The organism is Mesorhizobium captivum (genome assembly GCF_033977165.1).
GTDB classification, from domain to species: domain Bacteria; phylum Pseudomonadota; class Alphaproteobacteria; order Rhizobiales; family Rhizobiaceae; genus Mesorhizobium; species Mesorhizobium captivum.
The window spans coordinates 233,685-250,140 of record NZ_JAVIJB010000001.1 but is presented as its reverse complement, the minus strand read 5'-3'; the positions used below and the strand labels follow the sequence as shown (position 1 = coordinate 250,140).

The following is a 16,456-nucleotide window of genomic DNA, read 5'->3' as shown; positions in this document are numbered from 1 at the left end:
GGAAAAAATCAAACAAAATTGCATCACGGATCAATGAGCGTTAGTAATAGATCATGAGCGTCCAGCGCCGCCTTTTGCCGAATATCAGCGCCCTTGCCGCCTTCGAGGCGGTGGCGCGGCTTGGATCCTTTACGGCCGCCGCGCGCGAGCTCGATCTGACGCAAGGCGCCGTCAGCCGGCAGATCGGCCTTTTGGAAGAACAATTCGGCCGCCGGCTGTTCGAGCGAGACAGCCGCAATGTTAGGCTGTCGACTGCGGGAGAGATCTATGCCGAAGCAGTGCGATCGGCGCTTGGCCAATTGCGCGATGCCGCGCTCGGATTGATGAGCAATCGGCATAGCGGCGTTCTCAACCTTGCCATTCTGCCGACCTTCGGCACGCGCTGGCTGATGCCGCTCATCCCGGATTTCGTCGGCCGCCACCCCGACATCACCATCAACTTCGCCACGCGCATCGGCCGCTTCGATTTCACCCGCGAGCGCCTCGACGCGGCGATCCACCACGGCGTGCCCGACTGGCCGGACGCCGACTGCACGCTTCTGATGCGCGAGACCGTCGCACCGGTCGCAGCGCCCGAGTTCCTGGACGAGCGGAAGGTCACCGCGCCTGCCGACATCGGCCGCCTGCCGCTGCTGCATATGGCGACGCGGCCCGGCGCCTGGAGCGAATGGTTCGAGCATCAGGGGCTCGCCGCGCCGACGGGTCCCGGCATGCAGTTCGAACAGTTCGGCACCGTCGCCCAGGCCTGCATGGCGGGACTTGGCGTGGCCCTCCTGCCACAGATCCTGATTGCCGGCGAATTGCAGCGCGGCCAGCTGGTGCCGGCGCCGGGCCTGCCGATGCAGAGCCGCAGCGCCTATTACCTCGTCGTGCCGCATGACAAGCGCGGCCACCCGCCGATCGCCAGCTTCCGCGACTGGCTGCTGGGCCAAGTTGAGAAGGAGCCGGCTGTTCTGGCGTGGTAGCTATTTCCGCTTCATCGCCTCAGCGAGCGCCGCGCCGAAAGCACCCTGAGCCGGCCGCTCTGGCTGGCGCTGCGGCGCCGGCGAGCGCAACACGGGCTTGCCGCCGCCACTGTCCCGCTGGCCGCGCGAGGCACCGCCATCACCATCCTTGCGCATCGACAGTCCGATGCGTTTGCGCTTGATGTCGACATCGACGACCCGCACCTTCACGACATCGCCGGCCTTCACCACCTCATGCGCGTCCTTGACGAAGCGGTCGGCCAGTTGCGAGACATGCACCAGCCCGTCCTGGTGCACACCTATGTCCACGAAGGCGCCGAACGCCGCGACATTGGTGACGGTGCCTTCGAGCAGCATGCCGGGCTTCAGATCCTTGATGTCGTCGACGCCTTCGGCAAAGGTCGCCGTCTTGAAGCCAGGGCGCGGGTCGCGGCCGGGCTTTTCGAGTTCCGCAATGATATCGCGCACCGTCGGCAGGCCGAAACGCTCGTCGACAAAGACGCGCGGGTCGAGCGCCTTGAGCGCCGCGCTGTCGCCCATCAGCGAACGCACGTCGCGACCGCAGGCCGCAACGATCTTCTTCGCCACGCCATAGGCCTCCGGGTGCACCGACGAGGCGTCGAGCGGCTCGCTGCCGTTGGCAATGCGCAGGAAACCGGCGGATTGTTCGAACGCGCGCGGTCCAAGCCGCGCCACGTTGAGCAACTCCTTGCGGCTGGCAAACGGCCCGGTCGCGTCGCGATGCGCAACGATCGCTTCGGCAAGCGACGGCCCCAACCCTGACACGCGCGCCAGCAGCGGCGCCGACGCCGTGTTGAGGTCGACGCCGACGGCATTGACCGCATCCTCCACCACCGCCTCCAGCGAACGGCCGAGCCGGTATTGGTCGACATCATGCTGGTACTGGCCGACGCCGATCGATTTCGGCTCGATCTTGACCAGCTCGGCAAGCGGATCCTGCAAGCGCCTGGCAATCGATACGGCGCCGCGCAGCGAGACATCCAGGCCGGGGAATTCCGCCGCTGCGGTCGCCGAGGCCGAATAGACCGAAGCGCCCGCCTCGCTGACGATAACCTTGAGCGGCTTCGGTCCGGACCCGGCGGGCAGGTCCGCCAGCATGTCGGCCACCAGCTTCTCGGTCTCGCGGCTGCCGGTGCCGTTGCCGATCGAGATCAGCTCGACTTTGTGCTGGCGCATGAGGGCGGCAAGTTCGACCTGCGTGCCGCGCACATCGTTCCTCGGCGGAAACGGATAGACCGTGGTCGTCGCCACAAGCTTGCCTGTCCCGTCGACCACCGCCACCTTGACGCCGGTGCGGATGCCGGGGTCGAGGCCCATGGTCGGTCGCGAGCCGGCCGGCGCTGCAAGCAGCAAGTCCTTCAGATTGCGGGCGAAGACATGGATCGCTTCTTCCTCGGCCCGCTCACGCAAGTCGCGCATCAGGTCGAGCGTGAGGTGCAGCGACAGCTTTATCCGCCAGGTCCAGCCGGCGACCTCCATCAGCCAGCGATCGCCCGGCAGGCTGGCACCGATGGCATAGGCGTTGGCGATCATGCGCTCGACCGGCTTCACCGGCGATTGATCGTCGGCATCGACCTCGACGTCGAGGGACAGCACTTCTTCGTTGCGGCCGCGCAGCATGGCCAAAGCGCGGTGGCTGGGAACGCCCGCCCAGCGCTCGGCATGTTCGAAATAGTCGGAGAATTTCGCGCCTGCCTCCTGCTTGCCGTCGACGACGTGAGCGCGCAGGAAGGCGCGCTCCTTCATATAAGCGCGCAGCTTGCCGACCAGATCGGCATTCTCGGCAAACTGCTCCGACACGATGTCGCGCGCGCCTTCGAGCGCCGCCTTGGCGTCAGGCACTTCCTCGGTGACATAGGCGAGCGCGAGCTCTGCCGGCACCAACGAACGATCGGCGAGGATCGCCTCGGCCAGAGGTCCAAGCCCGCGCTCCCTGGCGATCTCGGCCTTGGTGCGGCGCTTCGGCTTGTAGGGCAGGTAGATGTCCTCGAGCTCGGCCTTGGTGGCGGCCGCGGCGATCTTGGCCTCGAGCTCTTCGGTCAGCTTGCCCTGCTCGCGGATGGAACCGAGGATGGTCTCACGGCGCGCATCGAGCTCGCGCAGATAGGCAAGGCGCTCGGAAAGGTCGCGCAGCTGCGTGTCATCGAGCCCGCCGGTAACCTCCTTGCGGTAACGGGCCACGAACGGCACCGTCGCACCTTCGTCGAGAAGCCCAATGGCCGCCGCAGCCTGTTCCGGCCGCGAGCCGATCTCGGCCGCGATGATTGCTGCGATGCGCTTGATGTCCGATGCCATACTGGTCCCTGTCGAAAAGAGCGGCGACCATAGGCCGGGATGGCGGCTGCGCCAACCATGGTGCGCTCACCCGACCCGAAAGGTCCACAGGAAACAGCCGTAAGGCGAAGTGCCGAAGCGGCTCAGACCATCCCGCTCAGCGCCTCGAGGAAAGCGACGATATCGACGTCGAGCTGGTCGTCGACCGGCTCCGGCTGCGACGACATCTTGGCGATCACGACTTCGGCCTTTGGATTGACGTAAAGCCACTGCCCGTGGATGCCGATGCCGCAGAAGGCGCCGCTTGTCGTGCCCATCTGGTACCATTTGTTGCGGTAGCGCCCCTTGGGGAACAGGAACGCCATGGTGCCGCGCCGCCAGGCCTCATGGCTGCCGCCGGCGGCGACCGTGTCGCGCACCCAGGCCTCCGGCACGATGCGGCGGCCATTGGCAGTACCGCCCTGCCGCATCATCTCGCCGATGCGTGCAAGGTCGCGCGGCGTCATCGACATGCCGCCGGCGGTGCGCGCCGTGCCTTCCATGTCGACTGTCACCGACATCTCGCTCGCGGCGCCCAGCGGCAGCCACAGTTTCTCAGCTAGCAGGTCGCCGACGCGTTTGCCGGATGCCCGCTCCACCAGGATGCCGAGCATATCCGAATTGGGCGAGCGGTAGCGATAGGTCTGCCCATGCGGCTCGGCGAGACGCTGCAGGGTCAGCAGAAACGCCGCAAGGCTTTCCGAGCCGCCGCCGGGATTCCACAGCGTCGCGCGGCGATAGCGGGCGAAGGCGCTTTCCGGATCGAGATAAGCCTCCTCGAAGTCGAGGCTGACCGTCATGTCGAGCACGTTGCGCACGCTCGCATCGCCATAGGCAGAGCCCTTGGCCTCGGGGATGTACTCAGTCACCGGCGCTTCCGCGTCGAACACCCCCTCGCCTTCCAGGATACCGGCGAGAACCGCCGTCACCGACTTGCTGATCGAAAAGATGATGTGACGCTGTCCGAACGGCATGTGCGGCGCCGACCAGTCGCCGACCAGCCTGCCGCCCTTCAGGACCGTCAGCCCGTCTGTATCGGAGCGTTTGAGGAAGGTCTCGACGGTTTCAGCACCACCAGCTACGGTGACTTTCTCATCGAGCAGCGCCCCGAGCGATTTCGCCTGTTCCTCGCCGCTGGCCGCGGCCGCAACGTGCACGCTCGGCACCAGTTCGCCGACATTCTGGAACGACCATTGGCTGAACGGCCTCAGCCGCCAATTGTCGAGCCGCACATCCTTGCGGGCAAAGCCGTATTTGGTCTCGAACGCAGTCTTGCCTGCCACGATTTTCTCCCGGACCTTGTCTCTGATTTCAGGCGAGCGCCGCAGCGATAGCGTGCACGGCCTTCAGCGTCGCCACCGAATAAGCGGCGTTGAGGAAATCGGGATAGGTCGAAAGCTTCACCACGACCATCCGGTGCTCCCAGCTGATATGAATCATCTGGCCGAACACGCCGCGGCACATCAGCGAGCGCGAGCGTGGATCCTCGATCCAGAACTGGTTGCGATAGCTGCCGCCCGGAAGGCTCGGGCTGAAATTCGGCCCGTGCTTGCCGGTGCGCGTCGCCTCGATCCAGTCGGTCGGGATCACGCCGCCGCCATTGTCGAGGATCAATTGGCCAAAGCGGCCATAGTCGCGCAGCGTCGCGTTGAAGCCGCCCTCGGCCAGTGCATAGCCGGCGCTGTCGACGGTAAAGCAAGCGCTCTCATCGGCGCCGAGCTTCTGCCAGAGTTCTTCCGAGACGAGCTGCGCCAGGCGCTTGCCGCTCACCCGCTCCATGATGAAGGCGAGCACGTCGGTCTCGATCGAGCGGTATTCGAAGGCCTCGCCATGCTCCCGCACCTTGTCCTTCAGCCGCAGGATCAACTCGAACATATGCGTCGGCCACTGGAAGTTGGGATCGCTGCCCGGCGGCACCGGCTTCCAGCCGCTGGCGACGTCGACCTGGCCGATCTCGGAATAGCGATCGGTGTACTCCTCGGAGAAGCGCACGCCCGTCGTCATGTCGAGCACGTGCTGCACCGTGGCGCCGGCCCAGCCGGTCTCGCCGAGCTCCGGAAGATAATCGGTCACCAATTTGGTCGGGTCGATCAGGCCGCGTCCGACCAGGATGCCGAACACCGATCCGGTCACCGACTTCGCCATCGATTGCGACAGATGCAGCGTGCGCTCGTCCATGCCGTTGAAGTAGCGCTCATAGGCGACCTTGCCGTCCTTCAGCACCAGGAAGCCGTCGGCGTAGGTCTCGTCGAGCAGCCCGGCGAGCGTCGTCGCAGCACCCGTGCTGTCCACCACCGGCAGTGCATCGAGATCGACCTCGGCGCGCTCGATGCGGCGGCGATGACCATGGCCGCGCCAGACTTCGACGGTCGGCAGGACCTCGCGGATGTTCTGGAATGCCCAGCGGTTCCAAGGGCCCCTGTCCCAATCGAGTTTGGGTGGCACCATGACGGGCGGCGAGCCCTGCATGATCGGCGGCCGCGGATCGGAATTGCGATAAGATGTCATCAAATCCTCCCGATGCATGTCGCCCAAAAGTGCACAGCGGTTTTGGGAAAGCGACATGCACAGAAACAGCCACAAGAAAGGGAGGCCGGAGCCTCCCCTCCTTCATGCTTTATGCCGGAGTTATTTGCGCAGATTGGTCCAGATCTTGTTGTAGATCTCCACCACGTCCGGCGGGCATGGCGGCACGAATTCCGGCGTCGGCGAACCGGCCGGCGGACTGATCTCCGGCGAGTTGGCGAACTCCGCTGGCAGGAATTTGTGGCTGCCGGCGATGCCGTTGTCATAGCCGGCGAACTCGGAGATCAGCGCCGCGTTTTCAGGTGCCATGACGAAGTCCTGGAACAGCTTGGCGTTCTCGAGGTTCTTGGCGCCCTTCAGCACCGCGACATTGTCCATCCAGCCTTCGATGCCTTCCTTCGGATAGGCGTATTTGATCGCCGGGATCTTCTGGCGCGAACGGTAGCTGGCGCCGTTCCACTGCTCCGACACGATGACGTCGCCGGAGGTGATCTTGGTGATGGTGTCGTAGCTGAAGGTCTTCCACGACGGCTTGGCGGCCATCAGCAGATCGTTGATCTTTTTCAGACTGGCCTTGTCGGCGCCGCAGCGCGGCACGCCGGCATAGCGCTCGGCCGCGTGCATGACGGTGTTGACGTCGTCGAGCACGTTGATCTGGCCCTTAAGTTCGTCCGGCGGGTTGAACAGGATCGCCAGCGTGTTGATTTCGCCCTTGAACTTGTCCGTATTGACGGAGAATGCCGTCGTGCCGAATTGCCACGGCGCGGTGTAATGGCGGCCGGAGTCCCAATAGATATCGACGAAGCGCGGATCGATGTTCTTGCCGTTCGGCATCGCGTTAGGCTCGGTCTTTTCGAGCAGGCCCTCTTCGATCATGATCTTCACGGTGTAATCGGACGGCACGACGATATCATAGCCGGAATTGCCGGCGCGCACCTTGGACAGCATGGTTTCGTTGGAATCGTAGTCGTCCAGCGTCACCTTGACGTTGTACTGCTTCTCGAACTTCTCGATCAGCTTGGGGTTGGTGTAGTCGCCCCAGTTGTAGATGTGCAGTTCGCCGTCGGCGAGCGCCGGAACGGCCCATAACAGCACGGCCGCGGAAACGGCCGCCATCAGTTTTCCAGACATTTTATGTTCTCCTTGCCTTCCCATTGTTTTGTGTTGGAGCTCTTGGTCACTTGGCGCGCCGACGCGCGATCAGGAACGAGACGGAGACGAACAGGATCGACACCAATAGAAGGATGGTGGAGATGGCGTTGATCTCCGGCGTCATCGGCCGCCGGATCTGGTTCCAGATGTAAAGGGGCAGCGTCGTCTGACCAGGGCCGGCGACAAGCTGCGTGATGGTGAAATCGTCGAAGGAGACGATGAAGGCGAGTGCCGCGCCCGACATGATGCCGGGAACCAGCAAGGGCAGCGTGATCCGCCTGAAGGCATTCCATGGCGTCGCGTAGAGGTCGGCCGCCGCATATTCCAGCGTCAGGTCCATGTCCTCCAGCCGCGCCCGGATCGGCATATAGGCGAAGGGGATGCAGAACACGGTGTGGGCGAGGATCAGATTGCCGATGCCGAAATTCAGTCCGAACGTACCGGCGATCAGCGCGAAGAAGGAGAGCGTCGCCACCGCCGTGATGATCTCAGGCACCATCAGCGGCAGGTTGATGACCATGAACGCCGCGGCAAGCCCGCGCCACGGCTTCACCCTTGTCATGCCGATGGCCGCAAGCGTGGCGCAGACGGTCGAGATGATCGTGGCGCTGACCGAGATGATCATCGTATTGCGGGCTGCGTTGTGGAATTCCTCGTTGAGCAGCGCGGTGCCGTACCAACCGAGCGTGACGCCTTCCCAATGCGTGACCAGCGAGCCGCTGTTCAGCGAGAAGATCATCAGGATCAGCACCGGCACGTAGAGCACCAAAAGGCAGATGACGGCGATCGAGCGGAAGCCCGGCTGGTCCTTGATGTCGATGGTGCGGGGCTCAGCCATGCTGCATCTTCCCCGACGTGTTGCGGACGTAGAAGAAGAGCGCCACCAGCACCGCGGCCATCAGGATCAGCGCCTGCGCGCAGCCGAGCGGCCAGTTGCGGCCCGAACCGAATTGCTGGGCAATGAGGTCGCCGATCATCAGGTGGACGCCGCCACCGAGGATCAGCGGCGTGACATAGGCGCCGAGCGCCGGAATGAAGACCAGCAGGCAGCCTGCGATGATGCCTGGCTTGGACAGCGGAATGATCACCCGCCACAACACCTGCCGGCGCGTCGCATAGAGGTCGTAGGCCGCCTCGATCAATCGGAAGTCGAGTTTTTCCAGGCTCGAATAGAGCGGCAGCACCATGAATGGCAGGAAGGCGTAGAGCAGGCCGAGCTGGATGGCGAAGTTGGTGTAAAGCATGGTGATCGGCTTATCGATCACGCCGAGCGCCAGGAGCGCGTTGTTGATCAGCCCTTCGTCGCGGATGATGAACATGATCGCCAGCGTGCGCACGAGCAGGTTAGACCAGAAAGGGATGGTGATCAGAAGCACCCACCAGTTGCGCTGCGCCGGCGGCCGCGTCGCCATGAAATAGGCGGTCGGGAAGCCGAGCAGCAGGCAGATCACCGTCGTCACCACCGCGAACAGGAACGAGCGCAGATAGATGATCAGGAAGTCCGGCGTGAACTGCAGCGTGTCGTCGAAGATGTCGCGCTGGAACAGGAAGTTCAGATAGGCGTCGGTCGAAAACTGCCACTGCACGCCGCCATAGGGCGCGGCGACCAGGAACGAATAGACGCAGATGATGAGCAGCGGCAGCACGCCAAAAGTGCCAATGATGATCAACGCTGGCAGCGACAGCAGCCGGTTGCGCCGCGCGCCGGCTTTCACCGCCTGAGCTTCGAACGACGCGGCCTTGGGGAGCGTGGTTGTGGAGAGCGTGGCTGTCGTCATCAGTCTTTCAGGACGCGGGCGGCGTCCTCCTCGAACTGGATGCCGACCTTGGCGCCGGTCTCATAGGTGACCGGGGACGAGCGGCTGTTCTGGTGACGCACGATGAAGTTTTCGCCGCCGTCGAGCTTCACGTGGTAGTGCGTGTCGGTGCCGAAATAGACGATGTTGGAGAGCGTGCCGGTGATCGTGCCCTTGGCCGGATCGGGCACCATGTCGGCATGCTCGGGACGCACCACCAGCGTGACGTCGCCGGACGGCTCGAAGCCTTCCGGATAGCCAGCGGTGATCGTCGCGTTGCTGGCGAATTTGACCGTCGCCACGCCGGGCTTCTTCGACACCACCGTGCCAGCCAAGAAATTCGTTTCGCCGATGAAGTCGGCGACGAAGCGTTCGGCCGGCCGGTCGTAGATGTCGCGCGGCGCGCCGACCTGCAGGATCTTGCCGGCCGACATGACCGCGATGCGGTCGGACATGGTCAGCGCTTCTTCCTGGTCGTGGGTGACGAAGATGAAGGTGATGCCGGTCTCGTGCTGCAGCCGCTTCAGCTCGATCTGCATTTCCTTGCGCAGCTTATAGTCGAGCGCCGAGAGCGGCTCGTCGAGCAGCAGCACCTTCGGCTGCGGCGCCAGCGCCCGGGCGAGCGCCACGCGCTGCTGCTGGCCGCCGGAGATCTGGCTGGTGCGGCGCGCCCTGAGCGCCTCCATCTTGACCAGCTTGAGCATCTGGGCGACGCGCGCCTCGATCTCCGCCTTCGGCTGGCCGAGCATCTCCAGTCCGAAGCCGATGTTCTGCGCCACCGTCATATGCGGGAAGAGCGCGTAGCTCTGGAAGACGGTGTTGACCGGGCGCTTGAAGGGCGGCAGCGGCGCGATGTCCTGGCCGTGCAGCAGGATTTCGCCGGCGCTTGGGAAATCGAAGCCGGCAATCAATCTCAGCAGCGTCGTCTTTCCGCATCCGGACGGGCCGAGCAAGGTGAAAAACTCGTTCTCACGGATCGACACCGACACCGTGTCGAGAGCGGCTACCTGATTTTCACCGGTTCCAAATACTTTGCGTACACCGCGAACTTCGATCGCGTTCTTACCCGGCTGTTCCGGCACGATTACCCCATTGAGAGAGCCTGCTCTTGTCGGCAGGTGTGTTCCTGTTTGATTGTCACCATAAGCCAGCCGGCTTGGCAACTGCGGAGCTGCTATTCGATTTCTAGACGCAATTCCCATGCCACAACCTCAGGCCTGGCTATGCTTAGGCTTGGTAAGTGACCTTTCCGCCGCAAATGGTGGTGACCGGCCGAACGATATGCAGTGCTTCCGGCGCCGTCTTCTCGATATCGGCTGACAACACCACGATATCGGCGAGATATCCGGTCTTCAGTCGGCCCTTGCGATGTTCCATGAACTCGGCATAGGCGCCCTCGACCGTGTAGCCGGCGATCGATTCATGCAGCGAGAAGCTCTGGTCCGGCAGGCCTTCTGCCCAAGGTTTGCGCATAACCGCCGCCTGGATGCTCAGGATCGGGTCGACCGGCGAAACCGGCCAGTCGGACGCGAAGACGACGCGCGCGCCGGCTTGCTTGAGCGTGCGCCAGGCATAACTCAGCGGCCACTTCGCCCTGCCGATACGCGAGATCGTCGGCTCGAGCGGGAAATTCAAGGCGCCCGGCGGATGCGCCGGCTGCATCGACGCCAGCACGCCGAGCTCGGCAAACCTTGGCACGTCGGACGGCGTGGTCACCTCGATATGCTCGATGCGATGGCGACTGTCGCGCCTGCCGTTCTTCTTCAGCGCCGTCTGATAGCCGTCGAGCACGGCGCGCACCGCGCCGTCGCCGATCGAATGCACGGCGATCTGCAAGCCGCGCCTGTCGGCCTCGACCGCCACTTCGGCGAAATGCGCGGGCGAAAAAAGCGGCTCGCCGCGCCAACCCGGCCGGTCGGCATAGTCGTCAACCATCACCGCGGTCCAGGAATCCAGGACGCCGTCATAGAAGACCTTGACCATGCCCGACGACAGCCACTCGGAATTGTAGGTCGCCGCCATGCGCGAGGCTTTTTCGAGCATGTCCAGCTTCATGAAATTCTTGAAGTGGAACGGAATCTTGGTCCGGCAGATCAGCCGCTCCTCTTCTTCCAGGCCGGCGAGCAGCTCGAGCTGGTAGAGGTTGCCGTCCATGTTCTGGATCGAGGTGATGCCGTGCCTGGCGCACCACTCGAGCCCGCGATGCATCAGATCGCGGTCGGCCGCCAGTTCTTCGGCCGACGGATAGGGATCCGGCTCCTCGCCAGTCAGGCCGAGTCGTGTCCGGTTTGCTCCGAAATGCTCGAGGATCGGCCCGAATGCCTCGCCTTCGCGCAGCTCGCCGGCGGCAAGTCCGTCAGCACCCATGACGACTTCGTTGCCCGGCCCTACCTGCTTGCCATTGAGCAGGCCGGCCTCTTCGAGCGCCTTGGTGTTTGCCCACATTGTATGGTGGTCCGAGGCCGACATGGCGAAGGGCCGGTCGGGGATGATGCGATCGAGATGATAGCGGGTCACCGGCTCGGGCAGGATCGCATAGTCGACGCCGGCGCCGATCAGCAGCCTGGCATTCGGACGCTTGGCGGCAAAGCCCTGGATCGCGTCGCGCAGCGCGTCGAAGCCGTGCACGCCCGCCAGATGCAGGTTGTCGAGCTCGGCCGCGCCGCCGAACAGATGCATATGCGCTTCGATGAAGCCCGGCAGGACGGAGCCGCCCTGGGCATCGATGACGCGGGTGGCCGGACCCTTATGGTCCCGAACGCTGTCGCGATCTGCGATCGCAATTATCTGATTGCCTTTGATGGCAATGGCCTGGGCAGCTGGGGTATCTGGATCCATCGTCAAAATGCTGGCATTCTCGACGATCAGATCGGCCGTTTGCGGCATCATTTTCTCCCATTTGTGCCTAGGCTAGCAGAGTATTGGCGTCTGGCAAGCCGTCCCGTACTGGCCCGAGCGAACAATTTGCAATGCCTCTTGGCGGCGCCGAAACTCTCTGCCACAAAGCTGTTTGAGACCCACGAAAGCGCAACCCGAAGAGCGAGCCAACTCCCAAAATGAAGACAGTTTTCTCTCCTCTCCATGCCGGTCATGCCGGGCAGATGGAACTGGTCACGTCGGCGATTGTCCCTGGTTTCGAGAAGCCGTCGCGGGCCGAATTCATCAAGGCGCGGGTGGAGAGCGAGAAGCTTGGGCCGATCATCGGTCCGGTCGAGCACGACCTCTCCGCCGCCAAGCGCGTGCATGAGGCGCACTACATTGATTTCCTGCCGACCGTGTGGCCGGAATGGGTTGCTGCCGGCTTCAAGGGCTCGGCCATGGGCTTCACCTGGCCGACGCGCGGGCTGCGCGGCGACGTGCCGCCGAAGCGCATCGACGCCCTGCTCGGCTATTATTCCTTCGATGCCGGCGCCACCTTCGTCGAAGGCACCTGGGCGGCGATCAAATCATCCTACGACGTCGCGCTGACGGCGGCAGCCCTGGTCAAGGCCGGCGAGCGGACCGCCTTCGCGCTCTGCCGTCCACCCGGCCATCACGCGGGTGCCGCCTTCATGGGCGGCTACTGCTTCATCAACAACGCCGCCGTCGTCGCGCAATGGTTCCGCGACCAGGGCGCCAAACGCGTCTCGATCCTCGATGTCGACTATCACCACGGCAACGGCACGCAGGAGATCTTCTACCGCCGCGGCGACGTCCAGGTGCTCAACCTGCATGGCGACCCGATGGTCGAGTACCCTTTCTTCCTCGGCCATGCCGACGAGCGCGGCGAGGGCGAAGGCGAAGGCTTCAACATCAACTATCCGATGCCCTTCGGCACCGACTGGGACGGCTGGAACGCATCGCTGGAGGACGCCTGCGCCAAGCTTGCTGCCTACGCACCCGACGTCGTCGTGGTGTCGCTCGGCGTCGACACCTTCGAGAAGGATCCGATCAGTCAGTTCAAGCTGAAGAGCGAGGACTATCCCAGGATCGGCCGCCGCATCGCCAGGCTCGGCCTGACGACGCTGTTCGTCATGGAAGGCGGCTACGCGGTGGAGGAGATCGGCATCAACGCCGTTGGCGTGCTGACGGGATTCGAGGATCGCTGATGCATGTCGCCCAAAAGTGCGCAGCGGTTTTGGGAGAACGACATGCATCAAACAAAGACTTTAAAGCGCGTCGCCTGAATCCGTTCTGCGCGACGCGCTTTAAGCCACATCCGGCCGAAAGGAGTTGCGCCCTCGGATGCAACCGGAGGCGTATTTTTTGACGGCTTTACCGCGAAATCATCGGCTCAACTCAACCCTGAAATCATCGCCAAGTAACGCGAGACGCGGCCTCTGAGTCGCAACACGAGTCCACCGGATTCGATTTTGTCAAATCGCGTTTGATGTCGGATTCATCTGCGGGTAGATTAGACCCGAATCAGCCGGTCCACGGGGGGCGCGGCAACCACCCAAGGTCTCTTGTTCCGGCGCTCGGCCGGCACCAGACGCGGACGGCTTCGCGTTCCCCAAAAGGATTCGGCTCGGTTGGGCGCTGTGCGCGCCCTTGAGTGTGTTTTCGTCAACGTGACGCGTTTCGGGTCCGGACGCTGGCTGCTGCCGGCACCGGGCACAGGGATCGATTCCGGCCAGAATATCAAAATGAGCAGTCCCGCCGCGCTTCTTCAACCCGACGCTTCAGGCTCGCGCCTGGCGTCCCGCGGCGATCTCACCAGCTTCTTCATGCAGCTTGCCGCCGACATCGGCGCCGACAGCTACATGCTGGTCGCCATCGTCCACGACCAGGACCGCAACGATGCGCGCATCGTGTCGTCGAACTGGATTTTCGACGCCATCGAGCTGATCGGCAAAAGGCTGATTGCAAATCTTGCGCTGGGACCGCTGACGGCGGCTCCCGGCGTACGTCCCAGACCACTGGTCGCGGCCCACGCGCCCGATGCCGGCGCGCTGCTGAGCGGCGAGGAGGCCAGGCTGCTCGACGTGCTCGGCCATGCCGAAATCTATTCGCTTAGGCTCAATGTCGGCCGCCAGCGCCTGTTCGTGCTGTTTTCCGCCGCCGAGCCCGACAAGATCGACCTCCCGGCCCTGATGAAGGCGCAGCTGAAATGCTGCTACGCGCTGTCCAGCATCCCGCAATTGATCGCCGAGGCATCGATGCAGGATCCGCTGTCCGACCGCGAGCGCGAATGCCTGTTCTGGGTGTCGGAAGGCAAGACCACCGACGAGGTGGCACTCATCCTTGGCGTCTCGTCGAACACCGTCAACAGCTACATCACGCATGCCATCCAGAAATTCGCGGCCAGCAACCGCGCGATGGCGATTGCGACCGCGATCAGGAGCGGCATCATTTGAAGCACGCACAGGTCAGGGAGGCCGCGGCCGCCCTTTTCAACGATCAGCGCAATCCGTTCGGCGCCTTCTCGCTCGGATCGGAGACGCATCACGCGGTGACCATCCCGGATGCCGTGCGCCGATGCCGCTGGATTGCCGTCGACATCAACGCGTCCAGCTTCGGGCTGTTCTTCGTCAGCCCTTCGCTGGAGCGCGCCCGCCTCGTAGCCTGCTTCGATTCCGACTATCCGTCGACCGCCGTCACGACCAAATTCATCTCGGGCGCCAGCGGCGAGGAGATGGTGCGCCACAGCCGCATCTCGACGACGCCGCGCTGGTGGGCCGACGACGACATGGCCGGCTCGCGGCAGACGCTGGAGAGCCTGACATGGGCCGAGGTAGCCTCATCGCCGGCGCCAGGCACCAATGGCATCGCCTTTCCGGTGCATGCGGATCGCGGCCAGTGCGGGCTGGTGGTCTTCCTGGGACCGGACATCACGCTGTCGGACGACACGCTTTGCGAAATCCACGCGCGCTGCTTTGCGCTGTTCGCCGCGATCGCCCGCATCCGTCCAGGCGAGACCGGCAGAACGCGCGCCATCTCCAAGCGCGAGCTCGAATGCCTGAAGCTGACCGCCAATGGCAACACCAGCGAAGAGATCGCGAAGCTCCTGAAACTGTCGGTGCATACCGCCAACCAGTATCTGACCCAGTCGACGCAGAAGCTCAACGCGGTCAACCGCAACCAGGCGGTCGCCAAGGCGCTGCGTCTCGGCCTGATCGAGTAGCTCGCTCGGGCCAGCGTCCACGCTCTATTCTCAGGGGTAGGCGAGCGGCTCGGTCCTGCGGATGCGCGCCTCATCGATCGCGCCCTCGAGCAGGGCCGTGTTGTGCTCCGGCGTCTCGCCCGGCTTCTCGAAAGACACGTAGTTGACGACCACGGACGCCCCCTGCCCGGTCAGCGTCAGCTGAAAGTAGACGGTGACGCCGCGCGGCCGAAGCTCGAGATCGAGCACGATGCGCGGATGGCCCGTCCAGTCGACATGCGCTTCGCCGCCATGGCCAAGCCTGAGCGTGCCCGGCTGGAAGTAAAGTTCCGCGGCCGAGTCCACCAGGTCCGACAGGCAGGCGAAATGCTCCAGCCGGATGAAGGCGATGTAGTCGGCGACCTCGATCAGGCGCAACTCGCCGACCACCTCCTGGATGGAACTGGCGACGATCTGCTCGCGTGAATTGGCGTGTGGTTGCCGGTTCATGGATTACAAGCGGCGTCCGTTCATTGGGTTGCTTTTCGCTCGGCCTTCTTCGAGTAGACGATCCGCACCAGCTCGGCGACGGCCTGGTAGAATTGCGACGGGATCACGCTATCAACCGAAACTTGCTTGTACATGGAGCGGGCAAGCGCCACGTCCTCGAAGATCGGGATGTTGTGCTCCCTGGCGATCTCGCGAATTTTCAGCGCCACCAGATCCTGGCCCTTGGCGAGCACCAGCGGAGCGGAGTCCTCCTCGCGGACATATTTCAGCGCGATGGAATAGTGCGTCGGATTGGCGATGATGAGCGTCGCGCGCGGCACCGCCGTCATCATGCGCCGCCGCGCACGGTCGCGCGCCAGCGAGCGCAGGCGCGACTTGACGATCGGATCGCCTTCCGACTGCTTCATCTCGTCCTTCACTTCCTGCTTGGTCATGCGCAGGTCGCGCCGCCAGTGGAAGCGCGACCAGACGATGTCGGCGACCGCGATCAGCCCCATGACGAAGACGATCGCCACCAGTATGTCGACAAAGATGCTGCGGATGACCATGCCGAACGACATCGGGTTGGTGATCATGCCGGCAAGCAGCCTGCGATGATCCTCCGACACCGTGAAGGTGAGCACCGCGATGGCGAACGCAAGCTTGGCCAGCGACTTGCCGAACTCGACGAAGCCTTGCACGCCGAACAGGCGGCTCCAGCCCTTGGCGATCGAGATGCGCGACAGTTGCGGCCTGATCCGCTCGCCGACGATTTGCGGCATGTTCTGGAACACCGAAGCCCCGACGCCGGCAACCACCAGGAGCACCAGCAGGCTGACGACGGCGCGGCCGACCTCGGCCAGGACTTGCTGGTAGAGCGTGATGACATCGGTCTCGGTGTCCATCGGCCACGCTTCCGGCTTTTCCAGGAACATGGCGAGGAACATGCCGAGGTTGACGATGGCGTCCTTGGCGTAGAAGACGGTGAACACCAGTATGGCGAGGAAGGACGCAAAGATCGCCGTTTCGCGCGAATGGGGCAGCTTGCCCTGTTCGATCGTGTCGCGGATCTTCTTTTCTGTGGCTTCCTCGGTTTTGGAATCCTTGTCGACCGCCTCAGCCATGGTGCCCTG

At 63.8% G+C, this 16,456-nt stretch carries 14 protein-coding genes; 4 read left to right on the top strand and 10 right to left on the bottom strand.

Annotated features, from left to right (window positions below; all coding sequences use genetic code 11):
• Nucleotides 1-53 precede the first annotated feature (53 nt).
• Nucleotides 54-965 carry a LysR family transcriptional regulator gene (locus RFM40_RS01195; RefSeq protein ID WP_320224868.1) on the top strand — a complete coding sequence of 304 codons (912 nt, stop codon included), beginning with the start codon at nt 54-56 and terminating at the stop codon, nt 963-965.
• On the opposite strand, the gene RFM40_RS01190 is transcribed toward RFM40_RS01195, so the two are convergent.
• The 8 genes from RFM40_RS01190 to RFM40_RS01155 all read right to left on the bottom strand — a co-directional run bounded on the left by RFM40_RS01190 (nt 966) and on the right by RFM40_RS01155 (nt 11,659).
• Nucleotides 966-3,281 (bottom strand): Tex family protein, encoded by a 2,316-nt coding sequence (locus tag RFM40_RS01190; protein ID WP_320224867.1) that lies wholly within the window; start codon nt 3,279-3,281, stop codon nt 966-968.
• 122 nt (nt 3,282-3,403) lie between these two features.
• Complete coding sequence (locus RFM40_RS01185) at nt 3,404-4,582, bottom strand: serine hydrolase domain-containing protein (RefSeq protein ID WP_320224866.1); 1,179 nt, start codon at nt 4,580-4,582, stop codon at nt 3,404-3,406.
• 28 nt (nt 4,583-4,610) lie between these two features.
• Nucleotides 4,611-5,807: a serine hydrolase domain-containing protein gene (locus tag RFM40_RS01180; protein WP_320224865.1), complete on the bottom strand. Its 1,197-nt coding sequence runs from the start codon at nt 5,805-5,807 to the stop codon at nt 4,611-4,613.
• 120 nt (nt 5,808-5,927) lie between these two features.
• Complete coding sequence (locus RFM40_RS01175; RefSeq protein ID WP_320277001.1) at nt 5,928-6,956, bottom strand: extracellular solute-binding protein; 1,029 nt, start codon at nt 6,954-6,956, stop codon at nt 5,928-5,930.
• Between the two features lie 46 nt (nt 6,957-7,002).
• Entirely contained in the window at nt 7,003-7,815 is an 813-nt protein-coding gene (locus RFM40_RS01170) for an ABC transporter permease (RefSeq protein WP_320224863.1), read from the bottom strand.
• Nucleotides 7,808-8,755: an ABC transporter permease gene (locus RFM40_RS01165; RefSeq protein ID WP_320277000.1), complete on the bottom strand. Its 948-nt coding sequence runs from the start codon at nt 8,753-8,755 to the stop codon at nt 7,808-7,810. The genes RFM40_RS01170 and RFM40_RS01165 overlap by 8 nt, the downstream gene beginning before the upstream one ends.
• Entirely contained in the window at nt 8,755-9,855 is a 1,101-nt protein-coding gene (locus tag RFM40_RS01160; protein WP_320224861.1) for an ABC transporter ATP-binding protein, read from the bottom strand. The genes RFM40_RS01165 and RFM40_RS01160 overlap by 1 nt, the downstream gene beginning before the upstream one ends.
• A gap of 145 nt (nt 9,856-10,000) precedes the next feature.
• Entirely contained in the window at nt 10,001-11,659 is a 1,659-nt protein-coding gene (locus RFM40_RS01155; RefSeq protein WP_320273655.1) for an amidohydrolase, read from the bottom strand.
• A gap of 170 nt (nt 11,660-11,829) precedes the next feature.
• Here RFM40_RS01155 and RFM40_RS01150 point away from each other — a divergent pair, with 170 nt between their 5' ends.
• The 3 genes from RFM40_RS01150 (at nt 11,830) to RFM40_RS01140 (ending at nt 14,876) form a co-directional block, all read left to right on the top strand.
• On the top strand, nt 11,830-12,861 hold the full coding sequence (locus RFM40_RS01150; protein ID WP_320224859.1) for a histone deacetylase family protein: 1,032 nt from the start codon (nt 11,830-11,832) through the stop codon (nt 12,859-12,861).
• A 537-nt stretch (nt 12,862-13,398) separates the two neighbouring features.
• Entirely contained in the window at nt 13,399-14,109 is a 711-nt protein-coding gene (locus tag RFM40_RS01145) for a helix-turn-helix transcriptional regulator (RefSeq protein WP_126098128.1), read from the top strand.
• Nucleotides 14,106-14,876, top strand: a complete 771-nt coding sequence (locus RFM40_RS01140) for a helix-turn-helix transcriptional regulator (RefSeq protein WP_320224858.1) — start codon at nt 14,106-14,108, stop codon at nt 14,874-14,876. The genes RFM40_RS01145 and RFM40_RS01140 overlap by 4 nt, the downstream gene beginning before the upstream one ends.
• Nucleotides 14,877-14,906: 30 nt before the next feature.
• Here RFM40_RS01140 and RFM40_RS01135 read toward each other — a convergent pair whose 3' ends face one another.
• Together RFM40_RS01135 and flhB are read right to left on the bottom strand one after the other, a co-directional pair.
• Entirely contained in the window at nt 14,907-15,344 is a 438-nt protein-coding gene (locus RFM40_RS01135; RefSeq protein WP_320219711.1) for a hypothetical protein, read from the bottom strand.
• A gap of 20 nt (nt 15,345-15,364) precedes the next feature.
• Nucleotides 15,365-16,447, bottom strand: a complete 1,083-nt coding sequence (flhB, locus tag RFM40_RS01130) for a flagellar biosynthesis protein FlhB (protein WP_320224857.1) — start codon at nt 16,445-16,447, stop codon at nt 15,365-15,367.
• Nucleotides 16,448-16,456 lie beyond the last annotated feature (9 nt).